Below are 19,402 nucleotides of genomic sequence, written 5' to 3' on the forward strand. Positions count from 1 at the left end.
AGCAACAAAAAAGCGGGATGCCGCATCACGACATCCCGCCATCGCCTGTTGATCCAGACTGCCGTCTACCCCCGAAGGGTTAACCCTGCGGCAGCCGTGCGCTCATCGCACCGAAGCGACGATCAGTACCGCTTGTATTCGAGATATTTACCTGTCATCACGATTTTGACGCGGTCGCCCTTCGGATCGGGCAGGCGTTCCATCGTCATGTTGAAATCGATCGCCGACATGATGCCGTCGCCGAATTCCTCGTGAATCAGCTCCTTCCAGGTGGTGCCGTAAACCTGCACCAGTTCGTAGAAACGATAGATGGTCGGATCGGTCGGCGGGCCCGGCGGCAGTGAACCGCGATAGGGAATCTCGCAGAGCAGTTTCTCTTCCATCTTGCTGAGGCCGAGCAGCTTGGCGGCCTTGGCGGCCTGCGCCGGCTCCAGCTTCATCTGGCCCAGCAGGGCCGCGGTGATCAGGATATGTGATTCCCTGGCATCGATCTTCTTGGCGATGGCCTTCCAGGTCAGGCCTTTCGCACGTTTCACGTCGCAGATCTTTTCGGTAACGGCTTCGCGCTTCACGGGTCTCTCTCCTGTGCTTTCTTCGGGTCGTGTTATTCGGCGGCCGCATTCACGCCGGCGGCGCGAACATGCGGCGGTTTCCTGGCATCCCAGCCCGGCGGCGGGATGAAGTTCTTCGAGCGCCGCACCAGGAAATCGAGCAGGTGGTTGCGCATCGGATAATAGTCGGCGAGCTGGTGCAGGGTTTCGCGCGTGCGGGTCTTGGGCAGGGTGTTGACCAGAATTTCGGCAATGCGGGCACCCGGCCCGTTGGTCATCAGCACAATGCGGTCGGCCAGCAGGATCGCCTCATCGACATCATGAGTGATCATGAAGACGGTCAGGCTGGTCGTGGCGCGGATGCGCAGCACCTCATCCTGCAATGTTCCGCGCGTGAGGGCATCGAGAGCCGAAAATGGTTCGTCCATCAGCAGGGTTTTCGGCTCGATGCTGAGCGCGCGGGCAATGCCGACACGCTGCTTCATGCCGCCCGAAAGCTGTGAGGGCTTTTTGTCCTCGGCGCCGGTCAGGTTGACCATGGCGATATATTTGCGCGCCTGTTCGGCCGCCTTGGCCTTGCTCCATTTCGGCCAGCGCGACTGCACCGCGAACATCACGTTGTCGAGCACGCTCATCCACGGCATCAGGGCATGACCCTGGAACACCACGGCACGGTCCAGGCTGGGACCTTCGATCGCCGTGCCGTCAAAAATGATACCGCCCGCGCTGGCATGATCCAGCCCGGCCATGATGTTGAGCACGGTGGTCTTGCCGCAGCCGGAATGACCGATGACGCAGACGAACTCGCCCTTGTCCATGCTGAACCACAGGTCGTCGAACACCGCCGTATCGTTGCCGGGGAACTGGCGTTTGAGCGCTTCGACAGAAATGAAATGCTGGCTCATGCAACTACTCGGTAAAGGTGACGAGGCGCGTGAGGAAACCGAGCAGCTGGTCGAGCAGCATGCCGATCACGCCGATGAACAGGATGGCGTTGATCACATTGGCGATCGACAGGTTGTTCCACTCGTTCCAGACGAAGTAGCCGATGCCGGTGCCGCCGACGAGCATCTCGGCCGCCACGATCACCAGCCAGGCAATCGAGATCGAGATGCGCATGCCGGTGAGGATGGTGGGAGCCGCCGCCGGCAGGATGACCCGGAAAATCTTGCGGAAGGTGCCGACCTCCAGTGTGCGCGCCACGTTAAGCCACTCTTTCCGCACATTCGCTACGGCAAAGGCCGTGTTGGTCAGCATCGGCCAGACCGAGCAGATGAAGATGACGAAGATCGATGAGATCGCGCTGTCCTTGATCGTGTAGAGCGCCAGCGGCATCCACGCCAATGGAGAAACCGGCCGCATCACCTGAATGAACGGATCGAGCGCCTGGCGGAACAGCGGCGACAGGCCGATCAGGAAACCGAGCGGCACCGCGACGATCACCGCCAGGCCGAAGCCGAGCGCGACGCGGCCGATGGAGTAGCCGAGCTGGATGCCGATGCCCTGATCGTTCGGCCCCTTGATATAGAAGGGATCGGCGAGATGGCCCCAGAGAATCTTCGCCACATCGAGCGGGCCGGGCATTGCCGATTTGCCCTGCGTCGCCGTCAGGCCCATCAGCTTGGCGTATTCCGGATCCATCGCCTGGGTCTGGCCGACGCCCGAAGTGGCGATCTGCCAGATCGCCAGCAGGGCCACCAGCAGCGCCGCCGAAACCACGGCGGCGCGCAGGCGGAATGACATCTTCATTCCCGATACTCCAGCTGGCCTTTAGACGCGCTTGATCTTGAACGAGTTGATGTACTCGGCCGGCTTGCTGGGATCGAACGGCTTGCCCATCACCGAGAAGGTCTTGTACGGGCTGCTCGGCGGGGTGAGGCCGACATCCTGCATCAGCTTCGCGGTATCGGTGGCGAGGAAGACCTGCTCTGCCACCTTCTGATAGTCGATATCGCCCTTGAGCTGGCCCCAGCGCTTCATCTGCGTGAGGATCCAGATGCCGAAGCTCTGCCAGGGGAAGGGCGCGAAATCGATGCGGTCGGGCACCTTCTTCACATTGCCCAGGCCGTCGGCGTAAGTGCCGGTCAAAACCTGTTCAACCACCGTCACCGGCTGGTTCAGATAGGCGGCCGGCGCGATGGCTTCGGCGATCTGCTTGCGGTTCTCGGCCTTGGTGGCATAGGCCGTCGCCTCGATGATGGCGCGCAGCAGCGCACGATAGGTATTCGGCGCCGTGGTGACAAATTCCTGGCTGGCGGCGAAGGCGCAGCAGGGATGGCCGTCCCAGATTTCCTTGGTCAGCAGGTGGATGAACCCGACGCCGTCATAGACCGCGCGCTGGTTGACCGGATCGGGCGCCAGGAAGCCGTCGATATTGTCGGCACGCAGGTTGGCCACCATTTCCGGCGGCGGCACGGCACGGATCTGCACATCGGTATCCGGATCGATACCGTGTTCGGCCAGGTAATAGCGCAGCAGGTAGTTGTGCATGGAATAGTCGAAGGGCACCGCGAGCTTGAAGCCCTTCCACGACTTCGGGTCGCGCTTGTCCTTGTGTTTCATCGCCAGCGTGATGGCCTGGCCGTTGATGTTTTCCACCGCCGGCATGGTGTAGGGAATCGGGTTCGAACCGGTGCCGGTGGTGATCGCCAGCGGCATCGGCGACAGCATATGGGCAGCGTCGTATTCCTTGTTGATGGTCTTGTCGCGGATCACCGCCCAGCCGGCGGTCTTGATCACATCGACATTCAGGCCGTGCTTGGAATAGAAGCCCATCGGATGCGCCATGATGATCGGCGTGGCGCAGGTGATGGCGATGAAGCCGACCTTGAGGTCTTTCTTTTCCAGCGGGCCCTTGTCCTGCGCGAAAACCTCGCGCGCGGTCGCCAGCGGGAAGAACTGCTCGATGGCGGCCAGCAGGGTGCCGGCGCCGATGCTGTGCAGCACGCGTCGACGCGTCATGTCATCGGGGATCAGGGCGCGCACCACGGCCTGGTCGACCGCATTGGTCAGGCGCTTTTCCTCGTCGCCGGCGACCTGCAGCTGCTGGTCACGCTGCAGCAGCGCCAGCTCGGCATTGTGATGGGCGAGAGACTGATGGGCGCCGCAGGGACAGGCGGACAGATCGGTTTTGGAATCGAACGGATTCTTGAACAACGACATCGTCGGTATCTCCCCTGAATGGCTGCCTGGGATTCAGGGGAGCAAGGAGTATGCCAGCCCCCGCCGATTTCCCGATGGCGGCGCAGCCCCTCGTAAATCCGGCATAAATGGCTGGCGGTGACGTCAAGGCCGATATTACGAAAATTCGTAGTATACGAGACTTCGTAGTATGAATTACAATTCTTCGTAATGACTACCTCTGCCGCCATACCCGTCGCCCCCGAGGCCATCGACCCCGTTTTCGAGGGCGCGCCCCAGGCCATGCTGGTGATCGACCCGGCGCAGGACCGCGTGCTGGATGCCAATCCGGCCGCCTGCCGGCTGTTCGGTTACGACCGCGCCGCGCTCTGCGCCGCCCGCGTCACCGACCTGCACCCGGACCAGCGCCCGGCGCTGATCGTGTTCAGCCAGGCGGTGCTGCAGAAGGGCCGCTACTGGACGCGCGCCTTAAGCCCCCGCCACGCCACCGGCCGCGAGTTGAAGGTCGAATATGTCGGCGCGCCATTCGGTTCGGATGGCCGCCTGCTGCTCACCGCCACCGACCTGGAAGAACTGCGCCGCCGCAATGTCGACTCGGAAGCCGACTATTTCGTGCGCGGCGGCATCGCCGAATGGCAGCGTGTCGAGCGTTTCTTCCGCGATATCGAGCGCGAGAACCAGCTCATTCTCTCGGCTGCTGGCGAAGGCATCTATGGCGTGAATGCCGAGGGCAAGACCACCTTCGTCAATCCCGCCGCCGAACGCATGCTGGGCTGGAGCGCCGAGGAACTGGTCGGCCGGGACATCCATTCGATGGTGCATCACAGCCATGCCGACGGCTCGCATTATCCCGGCCATGACTGCCCGATCTACGGCGCCTTCCGCGACGGCCAGATCCATACCGTGGGCGACGAGGTGTTCTGGCGCAGGGACGGCACATCCTTCTGGGTCGACTACACCTCGACGCCGATCCGCGACCGCGGCGCGGTGGTCGGCGCCGTGGTGGTGTTCCGCGATGTCAGCCTGAAACGCGAGGCCGACGAGAAGCTGCATGCCGCGCTGGCCGAAGTCGAATCGCTGCGCCGGAAGCTGGAGCTGGAAAACGCCTATCTGCAGGAGGAGATCCGCACCGAAAGCAATCACCGCGGCATCATCGGCACCTCCGCCGCGATCCAGAGCGTGCTGCGCCAGGTTGAACTGGTGGCGCCGACCGATGCCACCGTGCTGGTGACCGGCGAAAGCGGCACCGGCAAGGAGCTGATCGCGCGCGCCATCCACGACATCAGCAAACGCAGCGACCGGCCGCTGATCCGCGTCAACTGCGCCGCCATTGCCCGCGAGTTGTTCGAGAGCGAATTCTTCGGCCATGTCAAAGGCGCCTTCACCGGCGCGCTGCGCGACCGCATCGGCCGTTTCGAGCTGGCCGATGGCGGCACGCTGTTTCTCGACGAGGTGGGCGAGATTCCGCTCGAGCTGCAGGGCAAGCTGTTGCGCGTGCTGCAGGAAGGCCAGTTCGAGCGCGTCGGCGAGGAACGCACCCGCATGGTGGATGTGCGCGTGATCGCCGCCACCAACCGCGAGCTGAAGGCGGAAGTGCGGCGCGGTCGTTTCCGCGAGGATCTGTATTTCCGCCTCAACGTGGTGCCGATCGAATCGGTACCCCTGCGCGAACGCCGCAGCGACCTGCCATTGCTGGCGGCGCATTTCCTGCGCGGCGCCGGCCGCAAGCTGAAGACCGAGGGGCTTCGCTTAAGCGAGGGCGACATGCGGCGGCTCGCGCAATACGACTGGCCCGGCAATGTGCGCGAGCTGGAAAACGTGATCGAGCGCGCCGCCATCCTGGCGCGCGACGGCCGCCTGCGCATCGAGCTGCCGGAGGCGGACGACGCGCCGCCGGCGCCGGTCCTGCCCACGCCGGACCTGACCGCATCGGCCCTGCTGACCGATGCCGAACGGCGCAGCCGCGACCGCACCAATATCCTGGCCGCGCTGCAAAGCTGCGGCGGCCGGGTTTTCGGCCCCGGCGGCGCCGCCGCCCTGCTGGGGGTAAAACCCACCACGCTGGCCTCGCGCATCAAGGTGCTGGGCCTGCATAAATCCGCGCTGACGCGAACGTCAGACTAGAATAGCGGCAGGCCGCCCGGATTCTGGGCAGGCGGTGGCGAACCGGGAACGACGATCTGGCACTCCTGGCCCCTTGCCTGCCAGCCGCTTCGGCGCTTCACTGGCCCCTCTTCATTGGCTGCAGCCTTCCCCGACGCATTCCCATTCCCTGCGAGGCGACCATGGCGACCCATCTGAAGCTCGACAAAAAAGGCAGGCTCGACCTGCCGCAGGACATGCGGGACAGCCACCATTGGCGGGCCGGCATGGAATTCAGCATCGAGGACCGGCCCGAAGGCCTGCTGCTGCGACCGCTCGGAAATCCGGCAAAAACCGTGAAAGGCCAGGCGCTCACGCATGGGAACAGCGGCTGCGACCGCGCCCTGGCTTCGGCCATGCGCGACCGCTACGCCAAGCTGGGCCACTAACCCCTTCTACAGATTGAAAGATCCGGATGCCCCCGGCGTGACCGCGGTCACGGCGGTGCCGGCGGCATGCTGCCAAGATACGGCCGCAATTCATCGCCATGAATGCTCTGGATACGGTTGCCGTTCCCGGACGTTTGAATCCCGAGGTTTTCCCTGCCGATGCGCCGTCCCGTCGTCCTTGCCATTCTGCTCGCCTGCGCCGCCCTCGCGGCGCTGCCGGCGGCGCATGCGCAGACGGTGTCCGACAGCAACAAGACCCCTGACGGCAGCAAGACTGTGGTGCAGGGCAAGGATGCGCAACCCTGGCATCTGACCATCGGCGGCGGCGCGATCTATGCACCGAGCTATCTCGGCTCCGATCATTACGAGGTCGATCCGCTGCCGCTGTTCGACCTGCGCTATGCCGACCGGGCCTTCCTGTCCACCCGCGACGGCCTCGGCCTCAATCTGCTGAACGCGACGAACTGGCGCGCCGGCCCGGTGGTGAAATACCGCTTCGCCCGCGACCAGGATGACGACGATGCCTTGCGCGGCATGGGCGATGTCGATGCCGCCGGCGAGGCCGGCGGTTATGTGCATTACGACCTGCGCCCGTTCACGATGGGCGCCGAAATGCGCCAGGGCTTCGGCGGCCATGACGGCGTGATCGGCGATGCCTTTATCAACTGGAGCACCAAACTGAGCGACAGTCTGATGCTCACCGTCGGCCCGAAGGCGACGATCGCAAGCAGCGATTTCACCCAGACTTATTTCGGCGTCAGTCAGAGTCAGTCGGCACGCAGCGGCTACCGCGTCTACAATCCCGATGGCGCCTTCATGAGCTACGGCCTGGGCGCCAGCCTGCGCTACCAGATCACCGACCAGCTTTCGCTCGGCGGCTTTGCCGGCATCGACCGTATTGTCGGCGATGCCGCCGACAGCCCGCTGGTCGACCAGGCCGGCTCGGCGACGCAGGGCCGCCTCGGCCTGACGCTCGGCTTCGGCTGGTAAACGCAAAAAAGCCGGCACCCTCGGATTTATTCCGAGGGTCCATCTGTGCGTTCCGATACACGGATGGTTGGGATGGACCCTCGGCCATCGCGCTTTGCGCGAATGCTGATGTATGGCGGCAAAGCCGCCGGGCCCGAGGGTGACGATCTATGAGAGAGCAGCTTTACGCTTGCGCAAGCCTTACCGTGCGTCGCCCAGTTCCACATCCACCAGATTAACCCAGTAGGCCGCGCCGGTCAGAATGATCTGGTCGTTGAAGTCGTAATGCGGCGTATGCACGTAGTGGCAGGAGCCGTCGCTGATGCTGCCGCCGTTGCCGATCAGGATATAGGCGCCGGGCTTCTTCTCCAGCATGAAGGCGAAATCCTCGGCACCGGTCAGCGGCTCGACATCGCCATCGGTGCGCGTCTCGCCCACGGTGAGCGCGGCGGCCTTCAGCGCCAGCGCGGTCTGCTCCACCGCGTTGCGCAGCGGCGGATAGCGGCGCAGATAATGATACTCGACGCTGGCGCCATGCGCAGAGGCGATGCCCTGGGCGATCTCGCCTAAGCGCCGCGCCAGCAGGTCACGGTCTTCCGGCGTGTAGCTGCGCGCCGTGCCGCGGATGGTGACCTCGGACGGAATCACATTGGGCGAACCGTACGCACCGCCGGCGATATGCCCGACGCTGACCACGGCCGCGTGCTGCGGATTGATGTTGCGGCCGATGATGCTCTGCGTCGCGGTGATGAAGGCCGCCGCCGGCATCGTCGGGTCGGTGCCCATATAGGGCATCGCGCCATGGCCGCCGGTGCCGCGGAACACGGCGGTCCAGGTGTCGGAGGCTGCCATCATCGGACCGGACCGGATGGCGAAATCGCCGGTGTTCAGACCCGGCATGTTGTGCATGCCATAGACGGCATCGCAGGGAAATTTCTCGAACAGCCCGTCCTCGATCATCACCCGCGCGCCGGCCTCGCCTTCCTCGGCCGGCTGGAAGATGAAATGCAGCGTGCCGGCGAAATCCGGATTCTGCGCCAGATGTCTGGCGGCGCCGAGCAGCATGGTGGTATGGCCGTCATGACCGCAGGCATGCATCTTGCCGTCATGCACCGAGCGGTGATCGAAGGTGTTCTTTTCCTGCAGGTTCAGCGCATCCATGTCGGCGCGCAGCGCAATGGCGCGCTGGCCCGGCCTTTTCCCCTTCAGGGTGCCGACCACACCGGTTTTCCCTAAGCCGCGATGGATCGGGATACCCCATTCGGTCAGCCGCGCCGCCACCACATCTGCGGTGCGGTTTTCCTCGAAGGCGGTTTCGGGATGGGCATGGATGTCGTGGCGGATCGCGGTTAGTTCGTCGCGATACTTTTCCATATCCTTCAGGATAGTCTTGCTCATGCGAGTCTCTTCTGTGTCAGGGGTTTGCCGTTAACACAGCATCCCGGCGCCGGACTGGCAAGATGTAGGGATACATTTCCCCCTCTGGACTTGTGCGAATCCATCCCTATCATCCCCCGCACCCGAGACAAGAACGAACAGAGCCCCGTCATGGCCACCGATACCGCCTCCACCAGTTCCGCTTCGCGCCGCCCCTCCTTCCATCACCCTTCGCTCAGCCAGTGGCAGAGCGTCTCGATCCTCGCCGGCGCCGCCATCATGCTGTCGCTCGCCATGGGCATGCGGCAGAGCCTCGGCCTGTTCATGCAGCCGGTGACCAAGGATATCGGCATCTCGGCTGCCGACTTCGCCTTCGCGCTGGCCATCCAGAATATCGTCTGGGGTATCTCGCAGCCCTTTGCCGGCGCGCTGGTCGATAAATTCGGTACCCGCCTGATCGCGCTGTTCGGCGGCCTGCTCTATGCCGGCGCGCTGATCGTGACCGCCTATGCGCACAGCACCTGGATGGTGACGCTGGGATCGGGCCTGATGATCGGCGTGGCGCTGGCCTGCACCACATCCGGCATCGCCGCCAAGATCGCCGCGAAAGTCGTGCGACCCGAGCGCCGCAGCCTGGCCTTCGGCCTGGTCTCCGCCGCCGGCTCGATCGGCACCTTCTTCTGCGCGCCGCTGGCCCAGAGCGTGATCCAGGCGAGCGGCTGGCAGATGGCGATGTTTGTGTTCGTCGCGCTGGCTGCCGCCATGCTGCCCGCCGCGCTGATCGGCGGTAAGGCCGACAAGGTACCGGTGGACAGCATGCCCGGCGCCGTCGAGACCATGCGCAGCACGCTCGGCGAGGCGGCCAACCATGGCGGCTACATCGTGATGGCGGCGGCCTTCTTCGTCTGCGGCCTGCAACTGGTTTTCCTCACCACGCATCTGCCCACCTTCCTGGCCGATTGCGGGGCCGACCCGATGCTGAGCGCGCAGGCGCTGGCCGTCATCGGTGCCTTCAACGTCTTCGGCAGCTGGCTGTTCGGCTGGCTCGGCGACCGCTATCACAAGCCGATGCTGCTCGGCCTGATCTACCTGCTGCGCTCGGCGGCCATCGCGGTCTATTTCATGTCGCCGGTCAGCCAGGCTTCCACGCTGGTCTTCGCCGCCATCATGGGCACGCTGTGGCTCGGCGTGATTCCGCTGGTCAACGGCCTGGTGGCGCAGATTTTCGGCATCCGCTATCTCGCCACGCTGACCGGCATCGCCTTCTTCAGCCACCAGGTCGGCAGCTTCCTCGGTGCCTGGGCCGGCGGCGTGATCTATGACGTGCTCGGTTCCTACACGCTGGCCTGGCAGCTCGCCGCCGGCATCGGTGCCGCCGCCGGCGTGATGCAGCTGTTCATGAACACGCGGCCGACCGAACGCGTGCTGGCCAGCCAGCGCGCCGTGGTAGGGGCGGAGTAAGCGCCCCTACCGCAACAACGGCCCTAGCGCGCCAGATACTGCTGCACGGTGTCCTGCGCCACCTTCTGCAGATGTGCCGCCGTGTCGGCCCCCAGCGCCGCATCGTATTTCAGCCCGACCGGCGACTTGCCGAACAGCGCGGCATAGGTGGTGGCCGCGGCGAGATATGTGCCCGCCAGGCTGGGATGCCGCTTGTCGGCGACATAGAGATTCAGATCGGGCTTCTGCCTGATCGAATTCGCGAACGCCAGGCCGGCCGGAATCACCAGCGCATTGTTGGCGTTGCCGGCCACCGTATAGGCCTCGGCCAGCTGCGCCGTCATCTCCGGCTTGTCCTGGTAGGCCCAGGACATGAAGAAGACCGGCTTGCCGCCATGCTTGCGCACGGTGTCGCTGTGCTTTTTGGTGTATTCGGTGAAGCTCTTGCTCAGCGTCGGATGTACCGGGCACTGGCTGCAATCCATCATCACCGCGACTTCGAACAGTTTGTCGGCCGGCGGATTGAACACCACCTCGTTGTCGCCGACGAAAGAATACTTGCCGATGCCGTTCGGGCGGAAATAGGATTCGACATCGTGCCAGTCGAGGCCCGACCCGCTGATCGTCACCGACGAGTTTCGGTATTTATGGCCCTTCATCCCTTCGCTCACCATGCGGGTGACATGCCCGTGCATGCTGTTGTTGTAGTAGAAGAAGCTGTTGCCGATGAAGATCACGGACGCCGGCGCAGCAGCGCCGAGATCCTTCACGGTCGGCCGGGTCTGTGCCCAGCCGGCGGTGGCAGTGACAGACAGCAGCAATGCTGCCGCGATACCCAGCTTCATCATTCCCAGTGTGGTTTGCCGCAGGGACATGGCGTTTCCTCCAGTTGTTTTTTATTTCGGGCAGCGAGTCTAGTCCGCCCGGCAACCGGAGGCAAATCCGCGCCCTGCAACCAGAGCATGACTAGGGCCGGGCGAGCAGCCTGCCGAGGGCGAGGACCGTGGTGAGGAAGGCGCCGGCCAGCAGGCCGATCCACAGCCCGGTCACGCCGAGCGCCTGCATCTCGCAGAGATAGACGCCCAGCGGCGCGCCGATCACCCAGTAGGCGATCAGCTTGTAGATCATCGGCACCCGCGTATCCTTGCAGCCGCGCAGCAGGCCCAGTGCGGCCAGGCCGGGATAGCCGACAAACTGCAGCAGCCCGAGCAGGATGAGCAGGCCGACAGCGACCTGGACCGCGGCAGTGCCCGCCGCACTGGCATCGAAGAACCAGGTGGCCAGCGGATACGCGCCGCCGGCCAGCAGCAGGCAGCACACCACGCCCGCGCCCGAGGACAGGATCAGGCTGCTGGCGAGAATGGCCCGGCCGGCCGCCGCATCTTCCAGACCCCCCGCCCGCGCCATGCGCACCATGGCGGCCTGCTGCAGCCCGGCCGATCCGGCATAGACGATGCCCGCCATCCGCAGGGTCAGCGTATGGGCGGCGACGTCGACCGCCCCGAGCGTCGCGGCATACAGCGTCACCGCCAGATAGATGCCGGTTTCCGTCACCATGGTGATGCCGATGGGAATGCCGACGCGCAGCACGGCGGCAAGCCCATGCCAGTCGAGCGGGGCACCGGAAGATTGTGCCGCGCCGGCTGCCCTGCGCGCCATGAGCAGCAGGATTGCCAGGCTCGCCACCGCGACCAGCAGCGTCGACAGGCCGGCGCCCAGCGGGCCGAATGCCGGGATTGGCCCGACACCGAGCATCAGCACATAGTTGCCGGCGGCGTTCAGCGGCAGCATCGCCAGCGTGACCCTGAGGAAGACCTTCGGATTCTCGGCCGCCGTGAGGACGGTGCGGTAGAGCGTGACACCCAGCATCGGAATCAGTGTCAGCGCCATGCTGCGCGTATAGCCCGCGCCGCTGTCGAGCAGACCTGGTTCGAGGCCGAAATGCCGCAGCCAGGCGGGCGCGAACCAGACCAGCGGAACAGCCGCCACGGCCAGCAGGCCCACCATCATCCAGCCGATCCGCTCGAGCCGCGCACGGTCGCCCGCGTCGGCGCGCGCCACCGCCGCGGCATAAAACGGCGCCACGCCGCCGAGCGTGCCGGCGCAGAGATAGAAAACGATCGAATAGAGATCGCTGCCGACCGCCACCGCCGCCAGCGCATCGGTGCCGAACAGCATCGACACCATCAGGGTGTCGGTCACGCTCATGCCCATGTTGACCAGCGCGATCAGCATGATCGGCGTCGCCAGTCGCAGCAGCGCGCCGCCTTCAGTGATGCGCAGGCGCCAGTCGGTCGCCATTTCCTGCTGCGGCCCGGCCGCAATATCTGTCTGTGCAATCGACATCGGATCACCTGTGTGTCGCCGCCCGCAGGCGGCATGGCAGCAACGGCCGCAGCGATTTTTTCGCTGCGGCCGGGTCGCTGAAGTTACCGGTCGCGCAGGCGGCGACCGGCAATCCAGAACGGTTGTGTGGCCTCGTAATGCGCGGCGACCGGATCGATTCCCGCATCGCGCAGCGTGCGGGCATCGATCTGCGCCAGGATCTGACGCGCGCGGATGCGCCGGCGCTGGGCGCGCAGGGTTTCCAGCACGCGCGTCAGCCAGTGGGTCTGGCGGTCCCCGGCGCGCCGGCCGAGGACTGCCCATGCGATGGCGCGCACTTCAGCGCCGCGCTTCGAGGATCAGGTTGAACGGCGTCTCGGTGGCGCGGCGGAACTGCGTGAAACCGCTCGCCTTCGCGATCTCGCTCAGCTTGCCCTCGCCCGCCTGCGCACCAAGCACATGCGTGCCGTTTTCGGACATCGCATGGGCGCAACACAGCATGGTGGAGCCGGCGTAATACAGCCGGCCGACCGGGTTGAAGTTGTCTTCCACCTTGTCATGGGCAAACGGCTCGACCAGCATCACGCTGCCATCCGGCGCCAGGCTCTTGTGGGCATGCTGCATCACCGCTTCGGGGAAGCCCATATCGTGCAGGGCGTCGAAGAAGCAGATCAGGTCGTAGCCGCCATTCGCGGGATACTCGCCGGCCTTGACCACTTCAAAGGTGACGCGGTCGGCGACGCCTTCGCGCTTCGCCACCTCGCGCGCCTCGGCGATCGAACCGGCATGGGTGTCGAAACCCCAGAAGCGCGACTTCGGAAACGCCTTGGCCATCAGCACGGTGGAATGGCCATGGCCGCAGCCGATATCGGCCACCTTCGCGCCGGCTTCGAGCTTGGGCACCATGCCGGTCAGGGCCGGCAGCCAGTCCGGCACCAGGCTCGCGGCATAGCCGTTGCGGAAAAACGCCGCGACACCGCAATAGAGGCGCTCGTGATGATCGCCCCAGGCGATGCCCTTGCCGGTGCGGAAGGCCTCGATGGTCTTGGCCTCGTCGAACCACATCGAGGCGGTGACTTCCCAGGCATTGGGGATGAAGACCGGACTGGTATCGTCGGCCAGCATCATCGCCTGTTCCGGCGTCAGCTCATATTGCTGCGTCTCCGGGTGATAGGCGACATAACCGCCGGCGGCATTACAGTTCAGCCATTCGCGCACGTAGCGTTCGGCGCAGCCGGAACGCTTGGCCAGATCGGCCGGGAACATCGGCCCGCGGCCGGCCATCGCCTTATAGAGGCCGAGCTTGTTGCCGACGCTGATCATCACGCCACCATTGGCGCCGGAGAGTTCGGCCATCGCCATGCCGACCAGGGCCATCAGCCGGTCCTGGTTAATATTGATTGCGTTCATCGAATCACCTGAGTGTTAACGGCCCGGGGGGATGGGCGGGCCGGCACAATGGCGATTGCAGGCGACAGGCACGAGAGCGTAACTTGTCAATACCGGTTCTCTTGTGCCAATGAGGCCCCGGAATGCAGCCGAAACCCGTTCACGTCAGCTTGATCGCCATCCCCGAGGCTTCGGCCTCGGTGCTGTTCGGCATGCTCGATCTGATGAACGCCTTCCCGCAGATGCAGGGCATCATTCCCGGCCTGCCCGAGGTCACGCCTTTCGAGATCGAGGTGGTGGGCGAGGCAGCCGGCGAGCTGACGGTGGCCGGCGGCACGCAGATCCGGGTACACCGTGCCTGCCGCGATGTCACGCAGACCGACATCGTCGTGGTGCCGGCGCTGGTGATGTTGTCGTGGAAAACCGGGCGGTATCCCGCGCTGGTCGACTGGCTGACGCAGCGCCATCACGATGGCGCCATGCTCTGCTCGGCCTGCTCCGGTATTTTCCTGATCGCCGAGACCGGCCTGCTCGATGGCCAGCGCAGCACCATTCACTGGTCTTACGGCTCGCATTTCCAGAAACTGTATCCCAGGGTGCCGGTGTATCCGGAGCAGACGCTGACCATTGCAGGCGACCGGCAGCAGTTCATTTCCTGCGGCGCGTCGATGTCGTGGCACGATCTTGCGCTCTACCTCGTCGCGCGCCACAACGGCGAATCGGCAGCACGCGCGGTGGCGAAATTCTACGCGCTGCAATGGCATCGCGACGGGCTGCAGCCCTTCATCACCTTCGAAGGCCGGCGCGACCATGGCGACGCCGCGATCCTGGAGGCCCAGAACTGGCTGGCCACGCATTATTCGGTGGCCGATCCGGTCGAGCAGGTGGTGCGTCGCTCCAGTCTGGCCGAGCGCACCTTCAAGCGCCGCTTCACCAAGGCCACCGGCTTTGCGCCGATGGCCTATGTGCAGCAGCTGCGTATCGAGGAAGCCAAGCGCCGGCTGGAGGTGACGCGCGATGCCGCCGACGAAATCGGCTGGCAGGTCGGCTACGAGGATCCGGCTTTCTTCCGCCGGCTATTCAAACGCGTGACGGGCCTGTCGCCGGGCAGCTACCGGCGCCAGTTCCAGATTCCCGCTTACGCCATGCCCGCGCCCGATCCGCAGCCGGCGCGGTAGGGCGGCAATCCACGATACGAGACGGCCGGAAATCCTGATCGACGGCCGTTCGATCAGGCTCTCGAACAGCGCCGACAGGCCGAGTGCCAGTATGAGCACCAGCATGGAGGCCAGCAGCGCCGCCGACAGATGACCGGTGGTCGGGCTCAGCGCGAAGTAACTCAGGCCGCCGGCCGACCAGATCAGCGGCGCATGCAGCAGGTACAGGCCGAAAGAGATGCGGCCCAGGAAAGCCGACACGGGATTGGCGAGAATCTGCTGCAGCGTCGGCGACAGCAGCACGCCGGTCACCACCAGGGCGGCGCGCAGCTGACTGCCGCCCAGAATCGGCTGGCCGCCGATCACCGGTGGCGTCGATGCCAGATCGTAGATGCGGATGCCGAACAGCGGATACAGGCAGAGGCCGAAAATGATCAGCGTCAGCCCGGACGGATCGCGCCAGCCCCCAGGCTTGCCGGCGCGGGCCGCATCCAGCCGCAGCAGCTCGTGCAGCACCATGCCCAACGCGAACAGCGCGCAGTAATTGCCGATCCAGCCGAGCGGCTGCGTTTCCGGCCAGGCCGGCGGCAGCAGGGCGAGCGCGATGCCGGCCCCGGTGGCGGCGAACAGCCGCAACCGGCCGGCCGGAATCAGCAGGGCCAGCAGGAAGATCAGGATCGAGCCGGCGAATTCGATGCGGATGGTCCACAGCACCGGGTCATGCGGCGGCGTCGGGCCGATGAAGGCGGAGAGGAAAGCCTCGCGCAGGATCAGCGCCGGCGTCGGCGCATAGCCGGGCGGAAAGAATTCGCGCATGAAGCTCGATTCTGACGCCCAGCCGATGGCGATCGAACGGTCCAGGTTCAGCACGAACAGCGTCAGCACCAGCAGGCCGGCGGCGCAGATCGGCAGGCCGAGGCGGAGCCAGCGTTTCAGCAGCAGCGCAGGCAGGCTGAGCTGCAGGCCCTTTTCCTGCGCGGCGGTGACGGCGGCGGTCAGCACGATACCGGAGAGGATGAAGAATACCGCCACCGCCAGCGGCCCGTCGGTGAGGAAACCCAGCGGCGCGACGACCGGCGAGGCGTGCAGCGCGGTTTCCTTGCCGTCCGGCGCGAAGGTCAGCAGCAGGTGATGAAAGAGCACGAACAAAGCGGCCCAGCCGCGCAGACCATCGAGATACAGAATGCGACGCATGCATCACTCCCACCAAACTCGCCCGGAATCTGCGGAGGAAACGCGGCGACACCGCGGCAGGTTCATAGCCATGCTGCGTTGCAATGCGCTTGTTGCAGTCTGGTCGCGGCATGGTCACAGACATGCCGGACCATTTCTGAACCTGAGCCGGGCCATGCTATGGTGCCGCCCGAATCGAATCCGTCAGAAAATTCCGGGAGGCCCTTTTATGTCCGCACATCTGTTCCCGACGGCGGTGGCCGGCAGCCTGCCCAAGCCGGCCTGGCTGGCCGAAACCCACAAGCTGTGGCCGCAATGGAAGGCGGAGGGCAAAACCCTCGAAGACGCCAAGCGCGACGCCACGCTGGTGTGGCTCAAGCTGCAGGAAGATGCCGGGCTGGACATCGTCGGCGACGGCGAGATGTCGCGGCAGCATTTCGTGCACGGCTTCGTCGAGAACATCGCCGGCATCGACCGCCAGAACAAGGTGGAGATGGGCATCCGCGACAACCGCTACAAGGCGATGGTGCCGCGCGTGATCGGCAAGCTGGAGCAGAAGAGTCGCGCGCATCCCTGGGAAGGCGCGTTTTGCCGCGCCCATACCAAGCGCAAGCTGAAATTCACCCTGCCCGGCCCGATGACCATCATCGACACCATCGCCGACGAGTATTACGGCGACCGCATCAAGATGGCGATGGCCTTCGCCGATCTGCTGAATGCCGAGGCGAAGGCGCTGGAAGCCGAAGGCGTCGACATCATCCAGTTCGACGAACCCGCCTTCAATGCCTATACCAAGCAGGCCGGCGACTGGGGCATTGAGGCGCTGCATCGCGCCGCCGACGGCCTCAAATGCAAGACCGCCGTGCATATCTGCTACGGCTACGGCATCAAGGCCAATATCGACTGGAAGGCCTCGCTGGGCGACGAATGGCGCCAGTACGAGGATTTCTTCCCCGCCCTGGCGAAAAGCAAAATCGACCAGGTGTCGCTCGAATGCATCAACAGCCGGGTGCCGCCGCATCTGATGGCGCTGCTGGACGGCAAGGAAGTGATGGTCGGCGTGATCGATGTCGCCACCGACGCGATCGAGACGCCGGAGCAGATCGTCGCCACCATCAAAACAGCGCTTCAGTATGTGCCGAAGAACAAGCTGATCGCCTGCAGCAACTGCGGCCTGGCGCCGCTCGACATGGCGGTCGCCGCCGCCAAGCTGGAAGCGCTCGGCAAGGGCGCCAAGCTGGCGCGCGAACAGTTCAGCTGAGGGAACGGTCCGGCCGAAAAATCCGTTTCTCTCCGGTTCCGACCGGAGAGGATCATGGACATTGCCACCTGGCTCGGCGCCGCTGCCGCGCTGGCTTCCACCATCAGTTTCGCGCCGCAGGCCTGGAAGGTGATCCGCTCGCGCCGCACGGCCGATATCTCGGCGGCGATGTATGCCGTCACCGTGATCGGCTTCGCGCTCTGGCTCGCCTATGGCCTGGTGCTGCGGCAATGGCCGATCATCGCCTGCAACAGCATCTGCCTCGGCCTCGCCGGCTTCATCCTGTTCATGAAACTCTCGCCGCAGCGGGTGAAGGACGGAGTGGCCGACAAGATCGATCCGGCGACGTGATGCCGGCGGGGTGGGCCGGCCGGTTCATTCCTGCTCGTTTCGCTTCATTCGGGTTCGTTCCGCTTCGTTTGGGTTCGTTCCGCTTCGTTTGACGTTCGTTTGGGTTCGTTTGGGTTCGTTCGGCTTCGCTGCGGTCCATTCGCTTTCTCCCTGTCCGGACGGCAGCCGAATACGCGCGGCGCGGGCTGCGCGATGGAAAAAGCCGGATTTCCAAAGAAACCGGCAAGTTTAATCAGAACATATAGTGTACATTCAGCCGGTTGCAAGCCCCGTCGCCATGCTCCGTCCGGGTCAGGCGACCAGCCACTGCGCCGGGTCGGCTTCGAGGCCGATCAGCGCCAGCCCCGACGCAATCGACTGCAGCTGGTCGCCGGTGGCCAGCCGGTCCGCGCCGAAGCGGGATTCGAACAGCGCGCGCAACGCCGGCACGAAGGACGAGCCGCCGGTCATGAACACCTGGTCGACCGCCGTCGGCGCGAGGCCGGAGACGGCGAAGACCCGGTCGAGCGCCGCCGCGATCTGCGCCAGCTCCGGCGCGATCCAGCGCGCGAAATCGGCGCGCCGGATCGTCTCGCGGATCGTCACGCCCTCCATGTCGAAAGTCAGCTCGGCAGCCTCGGCCGAGGACAGCGCCGTCTTGGCCTCCGACACCGCGCGATAAAGACCGAAGCCGAGATCCATCTCGATCACGGTGATGAAATCCTCGATCGCCTCCGGGTCTTCGGCATCTTTGGCCAGCTTGCGCAAATCGGCCAGCACCTTGGGCGATTTCAGCATGGCAAGCTGGTGCCACTGGGCGAACTGGCCATACTGATGCCCCGGGATCGGCAGCAGCTTGGCGCCGGCGCGGTAGCTGCCGCCCTTGCCCAGGCGCGGCGCCACCACGTTGTCGATGATGCGGAAATCGAAGGCATCGCCGGCGACGCCGACGCCGGAATGGCCGAGCGGTTCGGCGCTGACGCCCTGCGCGGTCCGGCGGAAGCGCATCAGCGAGAAGTCGCTGGTGCCGCCGCCGAAATCGGCCACCAGAATGGTGGCGTCCTGGCGCAGCCGGCGGGCGAAGAAGAAGGCGGCGCCGACCGGCTCGTAGGCATAGCGGATCGCCGGAAAGCCGGCGCGCGCGTAAGACGCATCCATGCGCTGGATCGCCAGGGCCGGATCGGGCGCGGCGCCGACGAACTCAACTGGCCTGCCAGCGATCACCGGCAGGGTTGCCATATCCTGCAGAGCATCGCCGGCATGGCGGCGCAGCAGGGTGAGAAAGCCGCTCAGGATGTCTTCATAGGAAAAGCGTTTGCCGAAAATCTGCGTCGAGGTGAACAGCGGGCTGGCCGCAAACGACTTGAATGACTGGATGAAGCGATGCTCATGCGGCGTGGCGAGGAACTGCTCGATCGCCCAGGGCCCGGCGGAGATGTCGATGCGGCGCGGCGCGGCGGGGATGTCCTCGTAGCAGAGCGCCGAACGGAAAATCTCCAGCGCCAGATCGGCATGGGAAAAGCGCACCGGCGTGACCGCGCCGCTGCTGTCTGCAATGGCGACGACCGTGTTGGTGGTGCCGAAATCGACACCCACCGCACGAGGAATGGCGGCGCGCTGGGGAGAGGCCATGGCGGGGAGACGTTTCTTGTCCGGGGGCGGTTCGAAGGGCGCCCCTTATAGGCGGTCGGGGCCGCTGGCTCAAGCACCGATACCCGGATCGTCATGGCCGGGCTTGGCCCGGCCATCCACGTCTTG

Annotated in this window: 18 protein-coding genes; 7 read left to right on the forward strand and 11 right to left on the reverse strand. The window is 65.0% G+C overall.

Annotated features, from left to right (window positions below; genetic code table 11):
- Positions 1 to 122: 122 nt before the first annotated feature.
- From cynS to OJJ21_RS09000, 4 genes are read right to left on the reverse strand one after another with little or no spacing between them, the layout of a single operon-like run.
- On the reverse strand, positions 123 to 572 hold the full coding sequence (cynS, locus tag OJJ21_RS08985; RefSeq protein ID WP_297685281.1) for a cyanase: 450 nt from the start codon (positions 570 to 572) through the stop codon (positions 123 to 125).
- A 32-nt stretch (positions 573 to 604) separates the two neighbouring features.
- Complete coding sequence (locus OJJ21_RS08990) at positions 605 to 1,456, reverse strand: ABC transporter ATP-binding protein (RefSeq protein WP_297685283.1); 852 nt, start codon at positions 1,454 to 1,456, stop codon at positions 605 to 607.
- Positions 1,457 to 1,460: 4 nt separating this feature from the next.
- Positions 1,461 to 2,300 carry a nitrate ABC transporter permease gene (gene ntrB / locus OJJ21_RS08995; protein WP_297685286.1) on the reverse strand — a complete coding sequence of 280 codons (840 nt, stop codon included), beginning with the start codon at positions 2,298 to 2,300 and terminating at the stop codon, positions 1,461 to 1,463.
- 21 nt (positions 2,301 to 2,321) lie between these two features.
- On the reverse strand, positions 2,322 to 3,713 hold the full coding sequence (locus tag OJJ21_RS09000) for a CmpA/NrtA family ABC transporter substrate-binding protein (RefSeq protein ID WP_297685288.1): 1,392 nt from the start codon (positions 3,711 to 3,713) through the stop codon (positions 2,322 to 2,324).
- Between the two features lie 189 nt (positions 3,714 to 3,902).
- Here OJJ21_RS09000 and OJJ21_RS09005 point away from each other — a divergent pair, with 189 nt between their 5' ends.
- The 3 genes from OJJ21_RS09005 to OJJ21_RS09015 all read left to right on the forward strand — a co-directional run bounded on the left by OJJ21_RS09005 (position 3,903) and on the right by OJJ21_RS09015 (position 7,213).
- Positions 3,903 to 5,816, forward strand: coding sequence for a sigma 54-interacting transcriptional regulator (locus OJJ21_RS09005; RefSeq protein WP_297685290.1), 1,914 nt, complete (start codon positions 3,903 to 3,905; stop codon positions 5,814 to 5,816).
- 161 nt (positions 5,817 to 5,977) lie between these two features.
- Positions 5,978 to 6,223 carry an AbrB/MazE/SpoVT family DNA-binding domain-containing protein gene (locus OJJ21_RS09010; RefSeq protein WP_297685292.1) on the forward strand — a complete coding sequence of 82 codons (246 nt, stop codon included), beginning with the start codon at positions 5,978 to 5,980 and terminating at the stop codon, positions 6,221 to 6,223.
- 159 nt (positions 6,224 to 6,382) lie between these two features.
- A complete protein-coding gene (locus tag OJJ21_RS09015) occupies positions 6,383 to 7,213 on the forward strand; it encodes a MipA/OmpV family protein (protein ID WP_297685294.1) in 831 nt (276 codons plus the stop codon).
- A 180-nt stretch (positions 7,214 to 7,393) separates the two neighbouring features.
- Here OJJ21_RS09015 and OJJ21_RS09020 read toward each other — a convergent pair whose 3' ends face one another.
- Positions 7,394 to 8,590 carry a M20 aminoacylase family protein gene (locus OJJ21_RS09020; RefSeq protein ID WP_297685296.1) on the reverse strand — a complete coding sequence of 399 codons (1,197 nt, stop codon included), beginning with the start codon at positions 8,588 to 8,590 and terminating at the stop codon, positions 7,394 to 7,396.
- 150 nt (positions 8,591 to 8,740) lie between these two features.
- Between OJJ21_RS09020 and OJJ21_RS09025 the strand changes: the two genes are divergently transcribed.
- Positions 8,741 to 10,030 carry an MFS transporter gene (locus OJJ21_RS09025; RefSeq protein WP_297685299.1) on the forward strand — a complete coding sequence of 430 codons (1,290 nt, stop codon included), beginning with the start codon at positions 8,741 to 8,743 and terminating at the stop codon, positions 10,028 to 10,030.
- Positions 10,031 to 10,053: 23 nt separating this feature from the next.
- On the opposite strand, the gene OJJ21_RS09030 is transcribed toward OJJ21_RS09025, so the two are convergent.
- The 4 genes from OJJ21_RS09030 to OJJ21_RS09045 form a co-directional block, all read right to left on the reverse strand.
- Entirely contained in the window at positions 10,054 to 10,884 is an 831-nt protein-coding gene (locus OJJ21_RS09030; RefSeq protein ID WP_297685301.1) for a DUF4886 domain-containing protein, read from the reverse strand.
- Between the two features lie 91 nt (positions 10,885 to 10,975).
- Entirely contained in the window at positions 10,976 to 12,355 is a 1,380-nt protein-coding gene (locus OJJ21_RS09035; RefSeq protein ID WP_297685303.1) for an MATE family efflux transporter, read from the reverse strand.
- A gap of 83 nt (positions 12,356 to 12,438) precedes the next feature.
- Positions 12,439 to 12,672, reverse strand: coding sequence for a DUF1127 domain-containing protein (locus OJJ21_RS09040; protein WP_297685305.1), 234 nt, complete (start codon positions 12,670 to 12,672; stop codon positions 12,439 to 12,441).
- A 1-nt stretch (position 12,673) separates the two neighbouring features.
- On the reverse strand, positions 12,674 to 13,744 hold the full coding sequence (locus tag OJJ21_RS09045; protein ID WP_297685307.1) for a class I SAM-dependent methyltransferase: 1,071 nt from the start codon (positions 13,742 to 13,744) through the stop codon (positions 12,674 to 12,676).
- 122 nt (positions 13,745 to 13,866) lie between these two features.
- Between OJJ21_RS09045 and OJJ21_RS09050 the strand changes: the two genes are divergently transcribed.
- Positions 13,867 to 14,901 (forward strand): helix-turn-helix domain-containing protein, encoded by a 1,035-nt coding sequence (locus tag OJJ21_RS09050; RefSeq protein ID WP_297685309.1) that lies wholly within the window; start codon positions 13,867 to 13,869, stop codon positions 14,899 to 14,901.
- Here the strand turns inward: OJJ21_RS09050 and OJJ21_RS09055 are convergent.
- Positions 14,800 to 16,074, reverse strand: coding sequence for an acyltransferase (locus OJJ21_RS09055; RefSeq protein ID WP_297685311.1), 1,275 nt, complete (start codon positions 16,072 to 16,074; stop codon positions 14,800 to 14,802). The two genes, OJJ21_RS09050 and OJJ21_RS09055, sit on opposite strands and share 102 nt — an antisense overlap.
- A gap of 208 nt (positions 16,075 to 16,282) precedes the next feature.
- Here OJJ21_RS09055 and OJJ21_RS09060 point away from each other — a divergent pair, with 208 nt between their 5' ends.
- Together OJJ21_RS09060 and OJJ21_RS09065 are read left to right on the forward strand one after the other, a co-directional pair.
- Entirely contained in the window at positions 16,283 to 17,314 is a 1,032-nt protein-coding gene (locus OJJ21_RS09060) for a methionine synthase (RefSeq protein WP_297685313.1), read from the forward strand.
- A 54-nt stretch (positions 17,315 to 17,368) separates the two neighbouring features.
- Positions 17,369 to 17,665 carry a SemiSWEET transporter gene (locus OJJ21_RS09065; protein WP_297685315.1) on the forward strand — a complete coding sequence of 99 codons (297 nt, stop codon included), beginning with the start codon at positions 17,369 to 17,371 and terminating at the stop codon, positions 17,663 to 17,665.
- 291 nt (positions 17,666 to 17,956) lie between these two features.
- Here OJJ21_RS09065 and OJJ21_RS09070 read toward each other — a convergent pair whose 3' ends face one another.
- A complete protein-coding gene (locus OJJ21_RS09070; RefSeq protein ID WP_297685317.1) occupies positions 17,957 to 19,276 on the reverse strand; it encodes an Hsp70 family protein in 1,320 nt (439 codons plus the stop codon).
- Positions 19,277 to 19,402: the final 126 nt, after the last annotated feature.

It is taken from the genome of Ferrovibrio sp. (assembly GCF_025869515.1).
Classification (GTDB): Bacteria; Pseudomonadota; Alphaproteobacteria; order Ferrovibrionales; family Ferrovibrionaceae; genus Ferrovibrio.